Annotated in this window: 22 protein-coding genes and 1 other RNA gene; 3 read left to right on the plus strand and 20 right to left on the minus strand. The window is 45.5% G+C overall.

Annotated elements, in window-relative coordinates; translation table 11 throughout:
• Positions 1–33 precede the first annotated feature (33 nt).
• The 12 genes from VSQ61_RS01555 to VSQ61_RS01610 all read right to left on the minus strand — a co-directional run bounded on the left by VSQ61_RS01555 (position 34) and on the right by VSQ61_RS01610 (position 11659).
• Complete coding sequence (locus VSQ61_RS01555; protein WP_334342671.1) at positions 34–1155, minus strand: NAD(P)H-dependent flavin oxidoreductase; 1122 nt, start codon at positions 1153–1155, stop codon at positions 34–36.
• Between the two features lie 72 nt (positions 1156–1227).
• A complete protein-coding gene (locus VSQ61_RS01560; RefSeq protein ID WP_334342672.1) occupies positions 1228–2976 on the minus strand; it encodes an acetyl-CoA carboxylase carboxyltransferase subunit alpha in 1749 nt (582 codons plus the stop codon).
• Positions 2977–3074: 98 nt separating this feature from the next.
• Positions 3075–4412 carry an acetyl-CoA carboxylase biotin carboxylase subunit gene (locus tag VSQ61_RS01565; RefSeq protein WP_334342673.1) on the minus strand — a complete coding sequence of 446 codons (1338 nt, stop codon included), beginning with the start codon at positions 4410–4412 and terminating at the stop codon, positions 3075–3077.
• Positions 4413–4461: 49 nt separating this feature from the next.
• Positions 4462–4890 (minus strand): 3-hydroxyacyl-ACP dehydratase FabZ, encoded by a 429-nt coding sequence (gene fabZ, locus VSQ61_RS01570; RefSeq protein WP_334342674.1) that lies wholly within the window; start codon positions 4888–4890, stop codon positions 4462–4464.
• Between the two features lie 9 nt (positions 4891–4899).
• Complete coding sequence (gene accB / locus VSQ61_RS01575) at positions 4900–5355, minus strand: acetyl-CoA carboxylase biotin carboxyl carrier protein (RefSeq protein ID WP_334342675.1); 456 nt, start codon at positions 5353–5355, stop codon at positions 4900–4902.
• Between the two features lie 52 nt (positions 5356–5407).
• Positions 5408–6652: a beta-ketoacyl-ACP synthase II gene (gene fabF, locus VSQ61_RS01580; protein WP_334342676.1), complete on the minus strand. Its 1245-nt coding sequence runs from the start codon at positions 6650–6652 to the stop codon at positions 5408–5410.
• A 125-nt stretch (positions 6653–6777) separates the two neighbouring features.
• Positions 6778–7518, minus strand: a complete 741-nt coding sequence (gene fabG / locus VSQ61_RS01585) for a 3-oxoacyl-[acyl-carrier-protein] reductase (RefSeq protein ID WP_334342677.1) — start codon at positions 7516–7518, stop codon at positions 6778–6780.
• A 19-nt stretch (positions 7519–7537) separates the two neighbouring features.
• Positions 7538–8467, minus strand: coding sequence for an ACP S-malonyltransferase (fabD, locus tag VSQ61_RS01590; RefSeq protein WP_334342678.1), 930 nt, complete (start codon positions 8465–8467; stop codon positions 7538–7540).
• On the minus strand, positions 8460–9398 hold the full coding sequence (gene fabK, locus VSQ61_RS01595; RefSeq protein ID WP_334342679.1) for an enoyl-[acyl-carrier-protein] reductase FabK: 939 nt from the start codon (positions 9396–9398) through the stop codon (positions 8460–8462). The genes fabD and fabK overlap by 8 nt, the downstream gene beginning before the upstream one ends.
• 21 nt (positions 9399–9419) lie before the next feature.
• Positions 9420–9647 carry an acyl carrier protein gene (gene acpP, locus VSQ61_RS01600; protein WP_334342680.1) on the minus strand — a complete coding sequence of 76 codons (228 nt, stop codon included), beginning with the start codon at positions 9645–9647 and terminating at the stop codon, positions 9420–9422.
• 114 nt (positions 9648–9761) lie between these two features.
• Positions 9762–10739, minus strand: a complete 978-nt coding sequence (locus tag VSQ61_RS01605; protein WP_334342681.1) for a beta-ketoacyl-ACP synthase III — start codon at positions 10737–10739, stop codon at positions 9762–9764.
• 320 nt (positions 10740–11059) lie between these two features.
• Positions 11060–11659, minus strand: coding sequence for a hypothetical protein (locus VSQ61_RS01610; protein WP_334342682.1), 600 nt, complete (start codon positions 11657–11659; stop codon positions 11060–11062).
• Positions 11660–12056: 397 nt separating this feature from the next.
• Here VSQ61_RS01610 and ssrA point away from each other — a divergent pair.
• From ssrA to VSQ61_RS01625, 3 genes are all read left to right on the plus strand, one after another.
• Positions 12057–12396: a transfer-messenger RNA gene (gene ssrA / locus VSQ61_RS01615) on the plus strand.
• Between the two features lie 514 nt (positions 12397–12910).
• Positions 12911–13600, plus strand: a complete 690-nt coding sequence (locus VSQ61_RS01620) for a YjjG family noncanonical pyrimidine nucleotidase (RefSeq protein WP_334342683.1) — start codon at positions 12911–12913, stop codon at positions 13598–13600.
• 265 nt (positions 13601–13865) lie between these two features.
• Positions 13866–14705: a VanW family protein gene (locus VSQ61_RS01625; protein WP_334342684.1), complete on the plus strand. Its 840-nt coding sequence runs from the start codon at positions 13866–13868 to the stop codon at positions 14703–14705.
• A gap of 105 nt (positions 14706–14810) precedes the next feature.
• On the opposite strand, the gene VSQ61_RS01630 is transcribed toward VSQ61_RS01625, so the two are convergent.
• From VSQ61_RS01630 to VSQ61_RS01665, 8 genes are all read right to left on the minus strand, one after another.
• A complete protein-coding gene (locus VSQ61_RS01630; protein ID WP_334342685.1) occupies positions 14811–15503 on the minus strand; it encodes a hypothetical protein in 693 nt (230 codons plus the stop codon).
• 95 nt (positions 15504–15598) lie between these two features.
• Positions 15599–16159 (minus strand): Uma2 family endonuclease, encoded by a 561-nt coding sequence (locus VSQ61_RS01635; protein WP_334342686.1) that lies wholly within the window; start codon positions 16157–16159, stop codon positions 15599–15601.
• Between the two features lie 142 nt (positions 16160–16301).
• On the minus strand, positions 16302–16949 hold the full coding sequence (locus VSQ61_RS01640) for an ATP-binding cassette domain-containing protein (RefSeq protein ID WP_334342687.1): 648 nt from the start codon (positions 16947–16949) through the stop codon (positions 16302–16304).
• Complete coding sequence (locus VSQ61_RS01645) at positions 16939–17799, minus strand: hypothetical protein (protein ID WP_334342688.1); 861 nt, start codon at positions 17797–17799, stop codon at positions 16939–16941. Before VSQ61_RS01645 ends, VSQ61_RS01640 begins: the two co-directional genes overlap by 11 nt.
• Complete coding sequence (locus VSQ61_RS01650) at positions 17786–18601, minus strand: hypothetical protein (RefSeq protein ID WP_334342689.1); 816 nt, start codon at positions 18599–18601, stop codon at positions 17786–17788. The genes VSQ61_RS01645 and VSQ61_RS01650 overlap by 14 nt, the downstream gene beginning before the upstream one ends.
• Positions 18598–19749, minus strand: a complete 1152-nt coding sequence (locus tag VSQ61_RS01655; RefSeq protein ID WP_334342690.1) for a hypothetical protein — start codon at positions 19747–19749, stop codon at positions 18598–18600. The genes VSQ61_RS01650 and VSQ61_RS01655 overlap by 4 nt, the downstream gene beginning before the upstream one ends.
• Positions 19750–20012: 263 nt before the next feature.
• Positions 20013–21275 (minus strand): sensor histidine kinase, encoded by a 1263-nt coding sequence (locus VSQ61_RS01660; protein ID WP_334342691.1) that lies wholly within the window; start codon positions 21273–21275, stop codon positions 20013–20015.
• A gap of 2 nt (positions 21276–21277) precedes the next feature.
• Positions 21278–21982 carry a LytR/AlgR family response regulator transcription factor gene (locus VSQ61_RS01665; RefSeq protein ID WP_334342692.1) on the minus strand — a complete coding sequence of 235 codons (705 nt, stop codon included), beginning with the start codon at positions 21980–21982 and terminating at the stop codon, positions 21278–21280.
• Between the last annotated feature and the right edge of the window lie 184 nt (positions 21983–22166).

The raw sequence follows: 22166 nt of genomic DNA on the forward strand, positions 1-22166 counted from the left end.
TAGTAACATAGTTTTTTTAAATAGGAAAGAATTTCAGTCAAATAATTCCTCCATAACGCTTTTCACAGTCTCTATTTTACGAATTTTATAAGCATCCCCGCCGCAGAACAGAAGTCCCTTATCCGTCTCTCCCTTTGCCGCATGGATTAGGGCTTCCGTTATGCAGTAGGGAATTTCTGCCGGCCTGCATTTTTTCAGACAGCCACGGCATTTCCCGGGCGGAATCCGTTCTCCTTTTTTGATACGCTCCAAAAAGGAATTGCGGATGGCACGTCCCGGCATTCCCACAGGGCTTTTCACCAGAACAATATCTTCCTCCTTGGCCTCTATGTAAGCTTTTTTATAATTCTCATGGGCATCACATTCCTCGGTAGCCACAAATCTGCTTGCTGCTTGAACGGCATCCGCTCCCACAGCGAAAGCTGCCTCTGCCTGCTGCCTGTCACTGATGCCGCCGCCCAGAACTATGGGAATCTTTTTTGCAAACTGTTCCTCGTATTCCCGGACCTTACTTATAATCTTTTCTATCTCTTTCCCGTAGGCCCCAAAAGCGCCCTGGGATTTATCTCTCCCGGATTGGGACACGCTACGGCTGCTGCGGGAAATCTCCGGAGAAAATTCTTCCAGCTGTTCCCTGGTAAAGCCCAAATGTCCCCCTGCCCTTGGTCCCTCTATTACCAGAAAATCAGGAATCCGGTTGAACTTTTTTGCCCAGTACCGGAGGATTACCTGAGCCGATTTTTCCGTGGAAACAATGGGGGCAATTTTTATGGAATAGGATTTCACAAGATCGGGAAGATCTACGGGAAGCCCTGCACCGGATACAATGAAATCAGCTCCGATTTTCGCCGCCTGCTTTACATATTCTCTGTAATGGTTCATGGCTGCCATAACATTGAAGCCAACTACGCCACCCGAAGCGACCTCTCTGGCCTTCTTTAGCTCCTGTTCCATGGCCCGCAGATTGGCTTTTAAGGGATTTTCTTCAAAATCCTTCTCCATAAATCCAATCTGAGCCGCAGAGATGGTGCCTGCACCGCCTTCCCGTGCCACGGCTCCCGCCAGCCCGGACAAGCTGATGCCGATTCCCATTCCCCCCTGAAAAATAGGTTTTCTCAGGGTTAAATCTCCGATTCTTAAAGACCTTGCTGCCATATTTTTCTCCCTATTCTTTCAATAGAACCCATACTCTATACTCCTGCTGAAAAAAACAGGATATGTTTCTTCTTACATTCTGCGGAAGCGTTCATATCGGTGACTGCTCAGTTCTTCCCCTGTAAGCTTTCCATAGGTATCCAGAAATTTCTGAACCTTCCTCTTCATAGGCTCTGTTACCTGATGGAGGTTTTCTTTTGAGAATTTCTCCGGCTCCGGGAATACCTGCTCTACCACGCCGGCTTTTTTCAGATCCCTTGCCGTAAGCTTCATCACCTCCGCCGCCTGCTTTGCCCGCTTGCTGTCTTTCCAGAGAATGCTTGCAAAGCCCTCCGGCGACAAAATGGAATAAATGGAATTCTCCAGCATCCACACCTCATTGGATGTTGCCAGGGCCAAAGCTCCGCCGCTTCCGCCCTCTCCGATAATCATCGTCAGAACAGGCACCTTAAGGTCTGACATCTCGTAGATATTTCGGGCAATGGCTTCTCCCTGACCCCGTTCCTCCGCTTCCAAACCGCAGAATGCGCCCGGCGTATCTACAAGGCAGATAATGGGTCTGCCGAATTTCTCTGCCTGCTTCATCAGCCGAAGGGCTTTCCGATAGCCTTCCGGCGAACACATGCCGAAATGGTGGGCCACATGATCTTTTGTGTTTTTCCCTTTTTCCTGGGCAATCACCGTCACCGGCCTCCCCTGAAAATAAGCAATGCCGGCCATAACCGCTATATCGTCCCCAAAAAGCCGATCTCCATGAAATTCATAAAAGCTCTCAAATAATTCCTCAATGTAATCGCTTCCCACCGGCCTGTTCTTATCTCTGGAACGCAGCACCCGATCCCAGACGCCGATTCTTTGATAGCGTATCTTTCGCTCTTCCGGTACGGCGCTGTCCTTTCCCTTTTCTTTTTGCACAGCGCCGTCCTTCCCGTGCTCTTTCAAAGAACGGTTTGCCGTACCGCCCGTCCTGAATAAATCTTGGTCATGTATCCGTAAAATATCTCCTAAAACATTTTTAAGCTCACGGCGCTCCACAATCCGGTCCACAAATCCATGCTCCAGAAGAAATTCCGATCTCTGAAAGCCCTTCGGAAGCTTCTGCCGTATAGTCTGTTCAATGACTCTGGGACCCGCAAAGCCAATCAGCGCTCCCGGTTCCGCCAGAATGATATCCCCCTCCATAGCAAAGCTTGCTGTCACTCCGCCGGTGGTGGGATCCGTCAGTACACTGATATATAAAAGTCCGGCATTGCTGTGCCGTTTCAGGGCGGCGGAGGTCTTTGCCATCTGCATCAGAGAGGTGATTCCCTCCTGCATCCTTGCGCCGCCGGAACAGGTAAATAAGATCACCGGAAGCCTCTCCTTCGTGGCCCGCTCCACGGCTCTTGTAATCTTCTCTCCTACCGCTTCTCCCATGCTTGCCATAAGAAAACGGCCATCCATCACTCCCAGGACTGCTTCACAGCCGTCTATCCGGCATTTTCCTGTAACTACCGCTTCATTCAGCCGTGACTTTAGCCTTGTGACCGCAAGCTTTTCCTCATATCCCTCAAAGTTCATGGGATTGCTGCCTATGAGCTCCTTATCCCATTCCCGAAAGGTTCCCTCGTCGGCAAGGCGGCGGATGCGTTCGTAGGCCTTAACTCGAAAATAGCCCTTGCATTTGGGGCATACGTAATAATTCTGCCGCATATCCTCCACAAGAAGCGTTCCGCCGCACTTGCTGCATTTGCACAGAAGCCCTTCCGGTACCTGGGGCTTTTTGCTTTCGTCAGGGGAAACTCTTTTATTTGTCTTTTTAAATACATGATCCAGATTCATTTCCTTCACCTCTAAAGCTTATGCTTCCAAAGTCAAAGCTCCATTCTCACTGCCTGGTACGACATTTTAGCACACTTGAACCAGTTATTTATTGAATGTTATGCTAACTCATTGACAAATTCAATATCTATATTTCCGGTCAGAAATTGGGGATTGTTTAAAATATCATACTGATAGTCAACATTGGTATCCACGCCCTCAATAATGACCTCGCCCAAAGCGCTCTGCATTTTGCGGATTGCTTCGTTTCTGTTCTTTGCCCACACGCTGATTTTGGCCACCATGGAATCATAAAAGGGCGGAATGGTATAACCGCTGTAGATTGCCGAGTCAATGCGTATGCCTTTTCCGCCGGGCAGATGTAAGCCCGTAACTGTACCGGGGCAGGGAAGAAAGCCTTTCTCCGGCTTTTCCGCATTGATACGGACCTCGATGGAATGGCCCTCTATCTTCACTTGTTCCTGTGTGTAGGACAGCTTTCGTCCATCTGCAATCCGAAGCTGTTCCTTGATAAGATCAATTCCCGTAATCCATTCCGTAACGGGATGCTCTACCTGGATCCGGGTATTCATTTCCATAAAATAGAAGTTTCCGCTTTTTTCCAAAAGGAATTCGATGGTTCCGGCTCCCACGTACCCGGCTGCCTTTGCCGCTTTTACCGCCGCTTCTCCTATCCGGCTGCGCAGCTCCTCTGAAAGCGCCGCACAGGGGGCTTCCTCTATCATTTTCTGATGATTTCTCTGTATGGAGCAGTCACGCTCTCCCAGATGGATCACGTTTCCGCAGCTGTCCGCTAGAATCTGTACCTCCACATGCCTTGGCTTTGTTATAAAATGCTCTACGTACATGGCATTGTCTCCAAAGGCTTTCTCCGCCTCGGACTGGGCAAGATGGAAGTTGTGTTCAAACTCATCCTCTGTCTCTACCATGCGCATTCCCTTTCCGCCGCCTCCGAGAACGGCTTTGATCATAACGGGGTAGCCGGCTTTTTTTGCCTCTTCCATTCCTGATTTACTGTCAAAAACGGCGCTTTCGCTTCCCGGAACAATAGGAACGCCGGCAGCCTTCATGGTATTTCGGGCTTCCTGCTTATTTCCCATTTTCGCCATCACCTGAGAAGAAGGGCCTATAAAAATGATATGGCATTTTTCACATAGCTCGGCAAATCTGCTGTTCTCCGATAAAAGCCCATAGCCAGGGTGAATGGCCTCCGCACCTGACACAATGGTAGCGCTGATAATCTTCTCCATGGAAAGATAGCTGTCTTTCAGACCTGCCGGCCCGATGCAGACGGCTTCGTCCGCAAGCTTGGCATGAAGTGCCTCCCTGTCCGCCTCCGAATATACGGCAACTGTCTCTATTCCCATTTCCCGGCAGGCACGGATAATGCGCACCGCAATCTCGCCCCGATTTGCCACTAGAACCTTTCTAATCATATTACTCTCCTACCATTATAAGTTGCTGCGCAACAGCACTAAAGGGTTTTTAACCTACCATAAAGGTCAGTTCCGCCTGAGCCACTACTTTTCCATCCACTGTGGCTACGGCTTCTCCCACACCCAAAGGGCCTTTCTGCTTGATAATTTTTGTTTCCAGCCGAAGCTTATCTCCCGGTACTACCTTGCCTTTGAATTTACACTTATTAATAGCTCCGAAATACGCTGTCTTTCCTTTGTTTTCCTCACAGGAAAGAATCGCAACCGCACCTGCCTGTGCCAGGGCCTCTATGGTTAACACCCCTGGCATAACCGGCTCCCCCGGAAAATGTCCGGCAAAAAAATCTTCCCGAAAAGTTACACATTTATATCCTACCGCATAGGCTCCCGGCTCATAGTCTTCAATATAATCTAACAGTAAAAAAGGATGCCGATGGGGAATAATTTCCTGTATTTCCTTACTATTTAAACGCTTCATTACACTCTCCTATTCCATCTTTGGCAAAACAACAAACAACGTCTGCCCATACTCCACCGCATCCCCGTTTTTCACAGAAATCTCTTTTACAATACCATCGCATTCACTTTCAATCTCATTCATCAGCTTCATAGCCTCAATAATACCCAAAATCTGGCCCTTTTTCACCTTATCGCCCACTGACACAAAGGGCTGTGCGCCCTCTTTCGGCGCTTCGTAGAAGACACCCACCAGAGGGGATTTTATCTGCATTACATGGCCAGATATTTCTTCCTCAGCCACTGCCTTTGGCTGCTCCTGAACCTCTGCTTCTGCCTGGCCCGCAGATGAGAGCTTTGCCTTTGGAGCAGCTGTCCCGGCACTCTTTTTTAATTTTATCTTTGTTCCGTTCTGCTCGTAGTAAAAGCTGTCTAACCCTGATTCGGAAACACATTCTACCAGCCTTAAAAGATTCTCAAATTCCATTGGTTATGCCTTTCTATTTTAAGTTCCGCAAAATATTGACAGTACACCGGCATCACTCTGCTGTTTTATAAGCTTTGATCAAAATGGACGCATTATGTCCCCCAAAGCCCAGGGAATTACTGAGGGCATAGTTGATGCTTTTCTCAACCGGTGCGCCGACGGCATAATTCAGATCACAGTCTTCTCCTGGGGCAACCGTACCCATGGTCTGATGAATAAAGCTTTCCTCTATGGATTTCACACACACAATAAATTCCACACCGCCTGCTGCCCCCAGCAAATGACCAATCATGGATTTGGTTGAATTGATAATAACCTTATATGCAGCATCACCAAAAGCGCTTTTGATGGCTTTTGTCTCAAAGAGATCGTTGTGATGGGTGCTTGTTCCGTGGGCATTGATGTAGTCTACCTGCGACGGCTCTATTTCTGCCTCTTTCATGGCAAGCTCCATAGCCTTTGCCGCCCCGCTTCCGTCCTCGCAGGGAGAAGTAATATGGTAGGCGTCTCCTGTGGCCCCGTATCCGACTACCTCCCCATAGATTCTGGCTCCACGCTTTTTTGCATGCTCCAGCTCCTCTAACACCACGATACCTGCTCCCTCTCCCAACACGAAGCCCTGCCGATCCTTGTCAAAAGGGATAGACGCCCGTAATGGATTGGTTTCGGTGGAAAGGGCCGTAAGCGCATGGAAGCCTGCTACTCCCGTGGGACAGATGCAGCTTTCCGCTCCTCCCGCAAGCATAATGTCCGCATCATCATATTGAATGGCACGGAAAGCATCACCGATGCAGTGAGTGCCGGATGCGCATGCGGTCACCACATTGGTGCATTTTCCCCGAAGACCCAGCTGAATGGAAATATTGCCTGCCGCCATATTGGAGATCATGCGGGGGACCATCAGGGGATTTACCCTGTTTACTTTTCCCTGAAGAATTTTTGCGTACTCCGTCTCTACCGTACTCAAGCTTCCGATTCCCGATCCTGCGATAACGCCGGCCCGGAAAGGATCCTCATCACTCATCCGAATGCCGGAATCTGCCAAAGCCTCCTTTGCCGCCGCTACTGCGTACTGGGAAAATGCCTCCATACGCTTGGATGCTTTCAGGTCCATCCGCTCTCCTGCATTAAAATCCTTTACCTGAGCTGCCAGCTTTACCTTGTAATCTGTGGTATCAAATTTTGTAATCTCACCGATGCCGACCTTTCCCTCCCGGATACCTTTCCAGAATTCCGGCACGGTATTTCCGATGGGCGTCACCGCCCCCAATCCGGTAACAACAACTCTTCTTTTCATCCGTCTGCTCCTCTATTCCAGTCCCGCAATCTTTCTGCCAGCCCCCTCCTAAAGAAAGATTTCCAGTCACATATACATGGGCATGTAAATCTTTCTGGCACTGTACAAAAGATTGCTGTTTATGATTACATTGCCATACCACCGTCCACATGAAGAACCTGGCCGGTAATATATCCTGCATCATCGGAAGCCAGAAATGCCACGGCCTTTGCCACATCCTCCGTGCTTCCAAACTTTCCCAAAGGAATCTGGCTCACCGCCTGTTCCTTTACCTTATCGCTGAGTTTTCCGGTCATGTCGGTCTCAATAAAGCCCGGAGCCACCGCATTTACCGTAATGCCCCGGCTTGCCAGTTCCTTTGCGGCGGACTTTGTCATGCCGATGACGCCGGCCTTAGAAGCCGCATAGTTTACCTGTCCGGCATTGCCGGCAACGCCTACCACGGATGCCATATTGATGATTCGGCCGCTTCTCTGCTTCAGCATGTAACGGGATACCAGCCGCATGGTATGGAAAGCTCCCTTTAAATTGGTATTTAAGACTTCCTCAAAGTCTTCCTCTGACATCCGCATAAGCAGATTGTCTCTTGTGATTCCGGCGTTATTTACCAGAATATCTATTTTTCCGCATTTTTCCATAATATCGCTGATAAGCTTCTCACATGCCTTATAATCTGATACATTGCACTGATAGATTTTTGCCCTGCCGCCTGCGGCTTCTATGGCTGCCGCCGTTTCCTCTGCCGCCGCTTTGGAGCCATTATAGTTTACAATCACATAAGCGCCCTTTTTTGCCAGCTCCAGGGCAATGGCTCTTCCGATTCCTCTGGATGCTCCCGTTACCAGGGCTGTTTTATCTTTTAACATTTGACATCCACCGCCTTTTTCATGTCTTTTCGCTTATGGCATCCGCCACTTTTTTTACATCCTCCCAGGAGGAAATATAATGCATGGTTACCTGGGAATTTATTTTCTTCATAAAGCCTGACAGGGTTCTGCCCGGTCCGATTTCAATGAAAGTGTCTACTCCGTCCTCAATCATGCACTCCACACTTTGCTGCCATTTTACCGGGGAATACACGCCTTTGGAAAGGAGATCGCAGATCTCGTTCTCCTGTTCCACTTTCTTTGCCGTCACATTTGCCACGTAAGGAATAGTTAAGGAATGGATATGTATTTTCTCGATTTCTTTTTTCAGTTCCTCCCCGGCAGTGCGCAGGAACGGGGAGTGGAAAGGTCCGCTGACATTCAGGGGGACGATTCGTTTGGCTCCGGCTGTCTTTAGCTTCTCTGCCGCATCTTTTACCGCTGCTGCCTTTCCTGTGATGACGATCTGGCCGGGGCAGTTATAGTTGGCTATGGTCACATCTGCTATTTCCCGGATTGCTTTTTCCACATCCTCCCCGGTCATTCCCAGGACGGCGCTCATGGCCCCTGTTCCTGCCGGGACTGCATTTTCCATAAGGATTCCTCTCTTTCGCACTAAGAGAATGGCATCCTTCTCTTCCAGGGCTCCGGCGGCGGCAAGGGCTGCATATTCGCCCAGACTTAAGCCTGCTGTTATATCCGGCCTGATTCCCTGTTCCACAAGTACCCTTGTCATGGCAAGGCATGCGGCCACCATGGCGGGCTGTGTGTATTCTGTCAGGTTCAGTCTCTCATCTTCCTCAAAGCAGACCTTTTTCAGCTCAAAGTCCAAAGCCTCTTCCGCCTTATCAAACAGCTCCCTGGCCATATGGCTGTTTTCGTAAAAATCAGCGCCCATGCCTGCTTTTTGTGCCCCTTGGCCCGGATATATAAATGCCAGCTTACGCATAATTTTTTGCTCCCATTAAAAGACTGTCCGCCTCTTTTACAAGGCTCTCTATCAGCTCCTGACAGGTCATTTCTTCTTTCACAAGACCTGCAATCTGTCCCGACATGACGCTGCCGTTCTTTACGTCACCCTCCTGAACCGCTTTTCTTAAGGCTCCCAGGGTGAGGTATTCCAACTCTTCTAAGGATGCTCCTTTGTTTTCCAGCTCCAGATACTTTTTCGTCATTTCGTTTCTTAAGGTGCGTACGGGATGGCCGGTGCTTCTTCCTGTGACTCTTGTGTCAATGTCCTTTGCCTTTATGACCTTTTCCTTATAGTTTTCATGTACCTGGCATTCCTTTGTAACTACAAAGCGTGTTCCCATCTGTACGCCCTTAGCTCCCAGCATCAGGGCCGCCGCAATGCCTCTTCCGTCCCCAATGCCTCCTGCCGCAATGACCGGTACGCTTACCGCATCCGCAACCTGGGGAACCAGAGCCATGGTTGTGCTCTCTCCCACATGACCGCCGGATTCACAGCCTTCCGCCACTACCGCATCGGCTCCGCTTCGCTCCATTCTCTTCGCCAGAGCAACCGATGCTACTACAGGAATAACCTTAATATTCCTGCTCTTCCACAGCTCCATATATTTTTCGGGATTCCCGGCGCCGGTGGTTACTACGGCTACATTTTCCTCTGCTACGACCTGTGCCACTTCCTCCGCATAGGGGCTCATAAGCATGACATTGACGCCAAAGGGCTTATCTGTCAGTTCTCTCGTCTTGCGAATCTGGTCTCTTACCCACTGGGCCGGCGCATTTGCCGCACCAATGATTCCCAGGCCGCCTGCCTGTGACACGGCTGCTGCCAGATGGTATTCCGCAACCCATGCCATGCCCCCCTGGATAATCGGATATTTGATTCCCAATAGACCGGTTAATTCTGTCCGCATAGTTCCTTCCTGCCTTTTTGCTTATTCTTTATGACTTTTGATATAATTGATTACGTCGCCAACGGTCAGAAGCTTTTCCAAATCCTCTGAGGGAATTTCTACTCCGTAATTTTCCTCCAACGCCATTACCATTTCAAACAGATCCAAAGAATCCGCATTCAGATCTTCTTTAAAGGAAGACTCCATTGTAATGCTGTCCCCGTCTACTCCCAGATTATCTGCTACAATTGCTTTCATTTCTTCAAACATGATTTTTCTCCTTTTTTGTCATTTTATAGGGAGTGCTCCCAATGGCTTCTTTCTATCTTAATTTGCGGGAGTACTCTTAGAAATCTTCCGGCCGTTCCATATCCGGCTTAAAGATTATCTCCATGTAATGATTACGGCTCCCCAGGTAAGGCCGCCCCCAAATCCGGCAAGCACAAGATTGTCTCCCGGATGCAGCATGTTCTGCTTTTGCATTTCCCAAAGAAGAATGGGGATGCTGGCGGAGGAAGTATTGCCGTATTCCTGTATGTTCATGGGGAATTTATAGGCAGGCTCTCCTATCCTCTTTGCCACTGCCTCCACAATCCGTTTGTTGGCCTGATGAAGCACATAATATTTGATGTCGCCTTTTCTCAGCTTGTTTTTAAGAAGAACTTCTTCAATGGCCTCCGGTACTTTCCGGGCTGCAAATTTAAATACGGTCTGGCCGTCCATTCGGATATAGCAGGGTGAAAGGTCTTCTTTTGTTAAAGGGCCGGAAAAAGGTGTTTGATTTTTCCTGTTCTTAAGGGTTAGTGCCTCTCCCTTTGTTCCGTCAGAGCCAAGAACCGGAATGGTTCCCCGCCCGTGGGCCGCCGTGACAACTACCGCACCGGCTCCGTCTCCGAATAAAATGCAGGTTCCCCGGTCACTCCAGTCGGTAACATTAGACAGGCATTCACTGCCAATCACAAGGATATTCTGAAACAGGCCCGCTTCTATGTATGCACATGCCGTAGCATATGCCATGATAAATCCGCTGCAGGCGGCATTTAAGTCAAGGCATACCGCACGAAAAGCCCCGATTTCATCTTGAACCCGGCAGGCCATGGATGGCATAACCTCCTCCGAGGACATGGTAGATACCAGAATCATATCCATCTGTTCCGGCTTAAGCTTTGCCTGCGCAAGGGCCTCTTTTGCCGCTTTCGCCGCCATAGAAGCTGCCGTATCCTTTGCAGCAATGTGACGCCTTTGTATGCCGGTTCGCTCCTGAATCCATTTATCGCTGGTTTCCACAAGCTTTTCAAGCTCTCGATTGTCCAGGGTGTTCCGCGGTACACAAGCCCCTGTTCCTTTGATTATTCCCGTCATCTTATAACCTCTGTTATCTGCATTTGCCGCCGGATTTCCCAAAACAGCACGGATGCGGACAGACCGCTTCCGGCTGCTCTTTTGGAATTGGCTGACTTAAATTTTAGCAAATTACTCCATAAATACAATTTACAAAACAGGGGGGAATGTAAGATTTTCGAGGTATGGGCGCAGGAATGCCTTAAGAAATGAATGGGATATAAAAACAGCATGGAAATGCTGCCTATACGAATAGTACGTATTGGGTATAACATTCCATGCTGTTTATAAAATGCCAAAAGTTCTGTTGTGATTAGCTATGATTCCTTTTAAATCTGATTTCAATTTTCCGGGTTAAGATTTCCCTGATTTTTTAACAGATCATTGACGGCAGTAATCATAAGCCCTTGTGAAGCATTCTCTTCATTTAATACTTCACCTATCCAAATCTGCCCGGTTTCCCCGAGCATAATCCCCTGCCAGCTGCAGAACATCTCCTTACAGTCCTCTTCTTCCAGGGCTTCAAAAAAAGCTTCGTCCAGGCTGCTGTCAAAGCTTTTGGATGCAGCAAGAAACTCCGTGCTGTTATTGTAAGTAATCCCGGATATGGTAATGGGATATGCTATTTCCTCTGAAATCGCCGGCCAGTCATGCTGCAAAAACTGCTGTTTGATTTGAGCGGCATAGTTTTCTACTACGGCAGAGGACATATCTGTTGCAATGCTATAGTAGTCGCCGTCCGTTGTTGTTATGGGCTCTTCCTCTTTTGGGGCCAGGCTCTGACTGTCATCCGAAGCTTCTGCGGCGGGAGCTTCTGTCTCCGGTGCCACAGCCTCCTTTGGCGCAGATGGTGCGGACTCGTTCATCTCGGCTGCCGGAGCGGAACATCCCCATAGGCATATGCTTAGTAAGAGAAATAAGAAAACAGATATTTTTTTCATAACTTGAGACACCTCCAAATTTATCGCTGGGCTCATTATACCGCAATCCTTTGATGGACGAAAGCGGGCGGGAAGAATGTTTACAGACTGTTTGCAGGTTGTTTACAAGTCATATTTAATAGCTCCGGCTTTCCTTTAGTAACTGCTATTTTTATTTTAATGCAGGTTCATTATACTATAAGAAAAAAAAGATTGAAAAGATTTTTCGGCCGGGTTCTCTGCAAGGGTCTTTATATAATGTTACAATTCGCACCCTTATGAAATAAAAACTTTATAAAATCTGGTATAAGTGTGAATTATAATATCAAAAATACATGCGAAAATACATGCAAGTATAAAAAATGGTTGCAAAATCTGCTCTTTCAGGATATACTATATAAACAGACTTACCCAACAGGGGCTTGTACTGGTTTCGACGGGGGTCTCGCAGCTGGTGAAGCTATCCGCAGGCGATGCGTCAAATCGCAAATCTAAATATAAACGCTGAAGACAATTTAGCATACGCTGCCTAATGGCAGCTGTCGGCCTTAGAGCACCTGCACTTTAAGAATCCGGCATCGACTATGCAGGAAACGACTTGCGCTAAGCTTTGCACGCATGGGCGTATCATGAAGCTACTAAAGCTGTCAGGGTGTTAGTTCCCGGGCAGTGGAGGGAATGTCAAAGAACTGACTATGATAGTAGAAGAACAGGGAACAGGCTTTCGGACAGGGGTTCGATTCCCCTCAGGTCCATTAAAGAATGACGTAAAATCACAAACCACCACTTTAAGTGGTGGTTTGATTTTATACTCTTTTATTTTGTCAACTTGTATCTGTGATTAATATAGCAAACCCACATGCACCCCATTGGCGCACCACCATAAATGAAAGTCGGCAGTGGTGCATGGGGCATCCCTGAACTTAGTTTTCTGCTACGCAGAAAAGGATCTTTCATAGCAAACCCACATGCACCCCATTGGCGCACTACCATAAATGAAAGGCGGCAGTGGTGCATGGGGCATCCCTGAACTTAGTTTTCTGCTACGCAGAAAAGGATCTTTCATAGTAAACCCACATGCACCCCATTGGCGCACTACCATAAATGAAAGTCGGCAGTGGTGCATGGGGCATCCCTGAACTTAGTTTTCTGCTACGCAGAAAAGGATCTTTCAAAGTAATTAGTACCTAAAGTGTAAAGTCTGTGTTCATTCATATGCAGGCTGTTTTACCGCACTTTTAAGGTATATTATCTGATTAAAAGGAGCATGCAATGAAGCAATTCGAAGTAATTTTATGGGACGTGGACGGAACGCTACTTGATTTCCTGGCAGCGGAGAAAGCGGCAATCAACTCTCTCTTTTGGGAATTCGGACTGGGAACATGTTCGAAGGAGATGTTACGGCGCTATTCTAAAATCAACCGAAAGTATTGGAATAAGCTGGAACTGGGGGAAATGACAAAGCCCCAGATTCTGGTAGGACGTTTTAAGGAATTTTTTACGCTGGAAGGGATTGATCCCTCTCTTGGAGAGCAGTTTAACGCCGCCTACCAGGTGCGTCTTGGAGATACGATTGTTTTTTGTGACAACAGCAAGGATCTTGTCTCCTCTCTGCGGGGAAAAGTCAAACAGTATGTGGTTTCCAACGGAACAATCATAGCCCAGACAAAAAAGCTTAAAAATTCCGGATTTGACCAGCTGATGGATGGAATCTTCCTGTCCGAGCAGGTCGGATACGAAAAGCCGGCCAAGGAATTTTTTGATTGTGTCTTTAGGGAAGTGGGTGCTGTGGATAGGGATAAGATTCTGATTGTTGGAGATTCCCTCACAAGCGACATTCTGGGAGGCAATTATGCCGGAATTAAAACCTGCTGGTACAATCCCGACAGACTTGCCAATGATACGTCTGCCAAAACGGACTTTGAGGTTCAGAATTTGAATGATATTTTAAAAATTATTTAGGCTGTGAAAAGGGCTTTCCCAGGTGAAAGGCTCTTTCGCTTTGAAGCAGCTTGTGATATAATAGGAATCAGCGAGAAGAGTATGCCTGCATATTCATCAAGCGACGAATCATACCAGATCAAGAAGCTATGATATGATTCAGTTCAAAGAGAGATTCCCTGATACATATGAATCTCAATTTTAGGCATCACCCGGAGATAAGCTTTAAAGTAAGCTTTACGAATCTGCCCGGATGACGCAGTAAATGCTTTGAAAGGAGGAAATGATGAAGCAAAAAACAAGTATCTTTATTTCAATGATTCTGTGTTTCTGCTTGCTGTTGGGCAACGGAATACCCGTCAAAGCGGCGCAGGCACCGCTTACCAGTCTGACCTTTGATATGGATTATTATTACAATACGAATCCGGATCTGCAGGCTGCTTTGGGTTATGATTATGGTAGTTTATACAATCACTACCTTAATTTCGGGCTTGCTGAAGGGCGATCCGGAAGCGCAGAATTCAACTGTCTGGTATATCGGAATAATTATCCGGACTTACAGGCCATCTATGGGAACGACTACTATGCCTACTGTGTTCACTATGAAAATAGCGGAAAGGCCGAGGGCCGCAGTGCAGCAGGCGAGGCGCTTCCCATTTCTGCGGAAGTGCCGGCCAATACCCTCATTGGCAGTTATGCAACGGCTTATAACCCGAACATATCACGTGCAGTGAATATCGCTTTGGCAGCATCCAGAATCAACGGCGTAGTGATTCAGCCGGGAGAAGGCTTCTCTTTCAATCAGACAATCCTGCCGAGAACTGCTGCTAACGGTTATGTAGAGGCTAACGTGATCGTGAATAAAAAATATGTTCTTGGAACCGGAGGAGGCATCTGCCAGGTTTCTTCTACACTGTACGCCGCCATGCTGACCGCCGGACTGCCGGCTACCGAGCGGCATCCTCATTCTCTGAATGTAGGTTATATTCCGGAGGGAATGGACGCAACTATCTCCGGCAATGTGCTGGATCTCCGATTTACCAATATCTTTGCGGAACCCATTCAGATTCAGGCAGTTGCGGACCAGGGTACATTAACCATATCACTCTATAAACTCTGCAATTGAAATCTTCGGCAAAAAGAAAATGCCATGCAGTCCAAAAATCTTCTGCATGGCATTTTTATTGTTCCGTTATTTTTATAGTATCTGCTTCTGATTTATTGCATTTATTTATGAATCCCATTCATACTCAAACAACTGATTCAACAGCTCTATCAGCTTGTCGTTGTATAGCTTTCTTTCCATTTCCGCTTCTTTTTCTGCAGCTTCCTGGCTCATAACCTTATAGCCTGACTGCTCCCCTTTCAGCGGAGCCTGGCGCAGCAACAGCTTTTCTGCTTCTTCAAGGGTAAGCACCTGCATATCTATCAGTTCCATAATAAGGCCGCTTTGTTCCTCATTTGATAAGCAAGTGATGTTGTATTTCTCTTTCAGATAGCGGGCCTGATCCTTGGTCAGCTTTTTTGATTCTGAGGAATTCCAGGTAGCCTTTGGATTATCGGAGGGATTGACCAGTTCTTCCAGGGTTTTGTCTCCCAAAACTCCGTTGTCCGCACGGAAAAGCTGGTACTTTTTATTATTTTTCTTTTCTTTCCAGTATTGCTCGTTGGAATTGCCGGAGAGAATCTCTTTTACCAGAACTGTCTGGTAATTTTTCATCAATTTCTTTGCTTCCTCTACCGCTGCCTTATCTGCGGCTTCCTCCTCCGTAACTTCACGCTCCTGCTCCTGATTGGTATGCTTAAGCAGGTTCAGAAAGCTGCTTTTTGTTGCGCCTGAACTGCTTTCGTCTGATTTCTTTTCCAAATATGCACCAAAGGCTAATCCTCCGTAGGTGCTGCTCTGTGCTCCTGTAATGCTCATCTCTCTATCCCCCTGTTTAAACTTTGCAATTTCCCTCTGTCATACTTTTTTCAAAGAGGCCGACTGCAAAAATGAATGTTCAAAGTTTTTATACGTTACGGATCCATGCCCTCAAAAATATCTTCCAGCTTCATGGTAATATGAGGAAATCCTTTTAAGGAAATCTCTGTCTTAGCGTTGTAATCCTTTTCCTCTTCATCATCCTGGAGAATATAGCTGTGGGCCAGCACATATTTTCCCTCTGTCAAATAATAAATCTCAACGGATTTTCCCTGCGGAAACACAATCCAGTATTCTTCCACGCCTGCCTTTTCATAAGCTGCCATTTTATCACTCTTATCTCTAAAGGCTGTTGACGGACTTAAGGTCTCCACAATAAACTTCGGTACTCCGCTGTAGGTTCCGCCCTTCAGATGCTTTCGATCGCAGATAATCATAATATCCGGGATTACATAGTCATCATTTTCTTCCGGATGATATTGAAAATCCAGGTTTTCCATAAATACAAGGCACAGGCTGTCTTTTAATCCTCTTTTTATGGCAGCATATATATTGCCATTAATAATCCCATGCTTATAATTTGCCGAAGGCGACATATCATAAATGATACCATTCATCTTTTCCTGCCTTTGGCATTCTTTTTCTAATAATGGCATACATTCACATCCTTTCTTTCCCGGGCTTACGGTTCCGTCTATACATACCCCGCAAAAATAGCTCTGCGGAATCGCTGCTATTATTATACTATAAGCAGAAAGGAATGAAAAGGCATTAATTCACTTTGATGTATAATTCAAATTAACGTATTTTTTTCATAATCCCCATATCGATCCCATACACTTCATCACACAGAATATCAATGTCATCCCGGACATGGCTTGCAATAATAATCAACTTACCTTTTTCCTTCATTTTCAATAAAACCTTTCTCATATCTTCAACACCATTGTTATCAAGTGCGTTCATTGGCTCGTCAAGTATAAGAATGTCGGGATTTTCCATTAACGCCTGTGCTATTCCAAGACGCTGTCTCATGCCAAGGGAATAATTTCCCACGTGCTTTTTGTCATCCGGATTCAGGCCCACAAGCTCCATATATTTTCGTATTTCATCTTCCCTGATTTTTCCCCTGACAGATGCTAAGTATTTCAAATTTTTCAACCCGGAATACCTTGGCAGAAAACCCGGCGACTCAATGATAAATCCTATATTTTCCGGATAATCCACATCCTTCCCAACGACCTTGCCGTCAACTGTCACAGTCCCCCCAGAGGGGTACAATAAGCCGCAAATACATTTGAGCAGAACCGTTTTTCCGGAACCATTTCTTCCTACGATTCCATATATTTTTCCCATTTCAAATTTTGCACATACGACTTTCAAAACATCTTGATCACCAAAGGCCTTTGTGACATTTTCCACAAGAATTCCCGATTTATGTTCCATGAATACGCCTCCTGCTGATTCGATTGATTGCCTTTTCCCTATAATTTGCAGCCACACATAATGCACTGAGGCTTACGATTGCAGTCAAAAAAAATTTCCCTGCATATGCCAGATTGATTCCCCATTTTGATGCATAACCATTGAACAGTTCTAACTGCGCCAGGCTCACCGGAGAAAAACCATATGCCCAGTCCATCCAGTCGTTTGAAACACATATATCCAAAACAGCCATTAGTGCCCCTGCAAATGTTCCCGCTGATCTAGCGGTCATCTTATTTCCAAAATAGATAAGCAGTCCAATGCACAGAATACAGGAGAATTCCAGTAAGATACTTAAAATCAATGCATCAACAGGCTCATATTGCCTCATAATATTCTGAGATACTGACAATTCCACGCCAAACTCTGCACCCGCATTTGTTTTTCCCAGCGTCCCCCAAATCTTGCCCCATTTGTTTGACCATGTAATATGTCCAAGAAAAGGAATCATCGCTGCTGCAGTTAAACAAGCCATATAAAGCATGGACATTTTTAATATGTAAAGAACCTGCCCCAGTCCCCATGACAGTTTTCCTGCTCTTGAGATCACATATTGATAGGATTCATCCTCAAATGGGGCATTGCAAAACAAAATAACCGCACATGCAGCTATAACAAACTGAATCCTGTCATTATTAATTAAAAAAACAAAGGCAAAGGGCGTAACATCCATATCCACGCTCCGGCTGAAGGTTAATACAGCAGAAAGGCTTTCCATCACATACAGCACGGCAATCATAAGAATGAACGGTATTCTTATATTTTCCCGCAGCATTCTCATATGATAGCTTGATACCTTACTTGCTTTCATAAAACATCCCATCCCTAAGCCCCTTTACCAGCTTTTCCGTAAAACATAAGCCCATCAGGAAAACCAAAATGCCCGAAACAATCGCTGCAATCATAACCGTATATCCGCTGTCCCCAATTACTGTCCTGCCTATCAATATCTGATCAAACCGCCAGTCAGCATCAAGAGATAATATCTGGCTTATCCTGACAACCACATAGCTCCCCAAAAACGGAAACATGGTAATGACTAATGGGTCTGTTAAATATAGTGACACAAACATGGAAGCACCCGCCCATATCATCCCACGCATAAATCCAAGAGCCGCCTCAATCATACAGTAGCGGACCGGATGATGGATCGCCAGCCATTTGTGAAATAAATCTGCGGTGCCGGCAACAGACGTTTCATAATAATCACTTGTCATCTGAAATCTCATACGCAAAAACAGAATCAGCAAAATCGTACCAAGTGCAGCAACCAGTCCGCCCATGAGGATATTTACTATATATTTCACAGTGCCATACCTTCGCATTCCCTCTCTGGAAGCAATGTACGCAACCGCCTTGCTGTTTCTTTCCTCGCAAAAGCTGGCTGCAAATGGCAATGCCGCAAAAACAGGTAATATATAATTTCTGCACATTCCTCCGTAGGCGGAGTTGCTCATAAAATAGTATACGCACCAGACGGTATTGCCGCTTTCCATTGCACCTGCCAGATCATTCCATGAATCAAAGCAAATGCAAAACATAACGCCAATCATTGCTATGACGGCACTTGTATTGATTGCCCTCTTCCATTCACTTATGAATACTCTGCTCACGAAATTTCCTCTCCTGTGATTGCGTTAAACCGAATGGTGTACCCGCTGTCTTCAACCGATTCTCCATCTATTTCAAAATCAACGCACCATACCGGAATCAAATCCATCTTTGTAAAGGAATCCTCCTTAAGAAGCGGAAAATACTCCATCCAGATATTCTTTGCCTTAAATTCATTTGTTAAGATCACGTCGCCAAATTTTTTCATGATTGCTTCTTTGATGCCGTCTTCACCTATGACAGCCACTTCCTTCTGATGTTCTTCATAAGGCTCAAACATTCCTATCATGGTTATCATCTCAATCCCATTGTTTGACAACAATGCCGTTACAACAGCCGGATAAGCCAGGAATCTGTTACTCGTTCCCCGCAGCCCCGGTTCATTTCGGTATACGGGAATCCCATTCACTTCCACCCGGAAATTTATCCGGTACACTTCCATACCTTCGTCAAAGGCATCTCCTTCATATCCCTTTGCCGACAAAACGCCCCGATAGTCATCATCTTCCAAAATTGCCTTTTTCACATTCTCAAAATCTGCCTGATCCATAGCAACCATATTGAGAACCTCCAGTTCTCCGCCCACTCCAAGCGTCTTCATAAAGCTCCACATCCTTGCAGCAGCATCTGCCTGGGACATAAAAGCCAGGTCCCTGTCATCTGCCATGCCCATCTCCCCCGCATAAGAACAATAGGTGTCCAAATGGTTAGCCATATCATTTCTTTGATATGTAAGCGATCCGCCTGCAAATTCATCGCTCCCATCATTCACAACAAGGGTTCCTTTTGCATCTTGCCCTATTGCTTCCTGCACTTTATCATAGTCAAAGCTTTTTAACCTCGTTGCATACTCATAAAGGTTATTTTCCGGCATTTTCAATTCTGCACAAATGAACAGATTTTCATCCAGTTCTTCATCTATGAAAACGGCTGTGTCTTGGGATGTAATTTCCGCAGGAATATCTGTTTCATCCTGTGCTTCAACAACTTGAGTATCCGTATCTGTTCTATCATAATCAATCTTTGATTCTTCTTCACGCAAAGATGTATGAGCGCATCCTCCTAAGAATACCAGAAGAACCGCCAGGCCTATCTTAACATTATTCAGCATATTGCGATTGATATTGAATATTTCTGTTATCTTCCTCATTGTCATCCTTCCTTTTTTAAGTTGCTACGCAACAGTACTAAAGGGTAAAGTCGCTTCAGCGCACACCTATGAGAGAAACTTTCATTCGAAAGTGCACTCATGAAAATTCCTCTCGTGCACTTTCGCAACTTTACCGTCCAGCAAAAAATATTTTTGTTAAACACTTGACATTTCTTAGCTGGACTTCTTTCCGAAAATAGCTTTATCACAAAAATGGAGGCTGTGCCGCTTCTTGTCATAATTAATATATATTTTTGTAAAAATTATTCTGCCATATACAGAATCAGGTTGACGCAGAACATGCTTTCCTCTGTGGTGACTGCCATTGCGCCATGATACTTCTCCACAATCTTCTTCACATTTTTCAACCCAATCCCATGCTGTTCCGTATCAGGCTTCGTCGTCTTTAAGACCGTATCCTTTCCCTGCTGTTTTTCACACAGAATACAAGAGGATTCAAAGCTGTTCTCAATTTTCACCTTTAGAATCCCTCTTTTTTGTGCAATATGAACACCCAGATATTTTTCTTCCGTCTTGGCCGCTGCCTCAATCGCATTTTCAAGGAGATTTCCCAACAGAACATTGATATCAAAAGAATGTCTGACTTTTTCCGGCAGCATCACTTTTATATCTGCGGTTTTCAGCTCCTTCTGAGCTTTTTGGAGCATAAAATTGAGTACGCTGTCAATTTCCAGATTTCCCGATGCAACGATCTCATTGGGATTTTGGAGAAATGCTTTCATCTCGTTGATGTACGCCTGTATCTCTGCCGCATCATGTTTATTTGCCAACAGCATTAATTCGTTGAGATGGTGCTTTATATCATGACGCAGGGCTTTTACCTTTTCTTCTCCCTGCAGAATGACATTCAGTTGGTTTGCGTATGCCTGCAGCTGCGTCTTCAGCATTTCCATCTCATATTGCTGCGAAATAGAATGCAGCAATAAATTATACAGATATAACATAAGAAAATTTACGACCAGCAGACCGATGCTCACAATGGTAAGCCCTATGCCTGTACAAGTTTCGGAATAAGCCAAAAGCCCAATGACTATAATACTGCATATGGGCATCAGAACCAGCGAAGCATGCTGGATAACCTCCGTATCTTTATGAATTGTGATTATTTTTTCTATGGCTAACTCACATATGAAAATCAGAAAAAACGATATGACAGCATAAATCTGATTATAGGCCCCTCCATCCTGGTAATTGATAAAAAGAGAGGTGGCTGCCACATCACAGCCGCAATTTACCAGATAAATCGTACCGGTTATAAACAGAGTTGTCTTGACAGACTTTGTGTGCAGCCATACGATTGCAGCAATCCCCATCAGATTGCAGATCATATTGATCCATATGGTATGAAATTCCCAGAACAGCACCGTATTTATAATATAAAAACAGCCGTAAATAATGTATTTTTTCTTTTTGTCTGCGTCTGTTCCCAAAAAGATCCCCACACATCTGCCAATCAGAAATATCCGAAAAAGATTCGTCAACGCACAAAGCATAAAATCAAGCATATCTATTCCTCCCTCAAAAGTCTGTCCCTCACAGATTTTCGATTTGCCGGACTGATTGTCAGTATGGTGCCATCTACCAATTCTACCATTTCATACGTGTATCGGAAAACATATTCTTTGTTTATGATATAAGATTGATGTATCACAATAAAATCCTCTGACAAACATTCCGCAACTTTTTTAAGCTTGCCATAAAATTCAAATACCGCTTTCACTGTTACAGCCTTTACCTTACGTCCTTTGCTTTCGAAATAAACAATATCGCCCATAAGAATATAATAGTAATCTTTTCCCTGCTGAAATTCAAACCGCTCATTTCTTTTTTTTGCAATTTTAAGGGCCATATCCATAACTTCATCGACCTGCTCCTTAAAGATTGGTTTGACCAGAAAATCCAAAGGCTGTGTCTTGAATAATTGCTGTGCATAGGATGCTTTTCCCGAAATATACACTATCTGCAAACCCATATTATCCAGCTGGTTTCTGATATAGGCGCCTACTTCAATGCCTGTCATTTTAAACAATTCTATATCCAGAAAAAGAATATCCAGATAACCGCCTGATACCAGATAGTCTCTCAGGCTTTCTCCTGTATACCAAACATTTGTATCAACCTGGATATTCTTTTCTTGCGCATATTGCAAAAGCATATTTTCAATGGATGTACAAATGTTCTCTCCATCATCACAAATTCCAATGTTATACATACTGCACCTCGTTATATGTTACTACATCTTTCACGGTTAAGATTTAATGCTGCGTGTGATTATATCGCCGGAAAACAGCAATGTCAAACGATATTGATATTTATAAGCTTTTACAGTCTGATTCAATTACACAAAAAAACTGCCGGGGAAATAAGATATTTCACTTACTTCCCGGCAGTTTTTC

Source organism: Candidatus Merdisoma sp. JLR.KK006 (assembly GCF_036941035.1).
Classification (GTDB): domain Bacteria; phylum Bacillota; class Clostridia; order Lachnospirales; family Lachnospiraceae; genus Laedolimicola.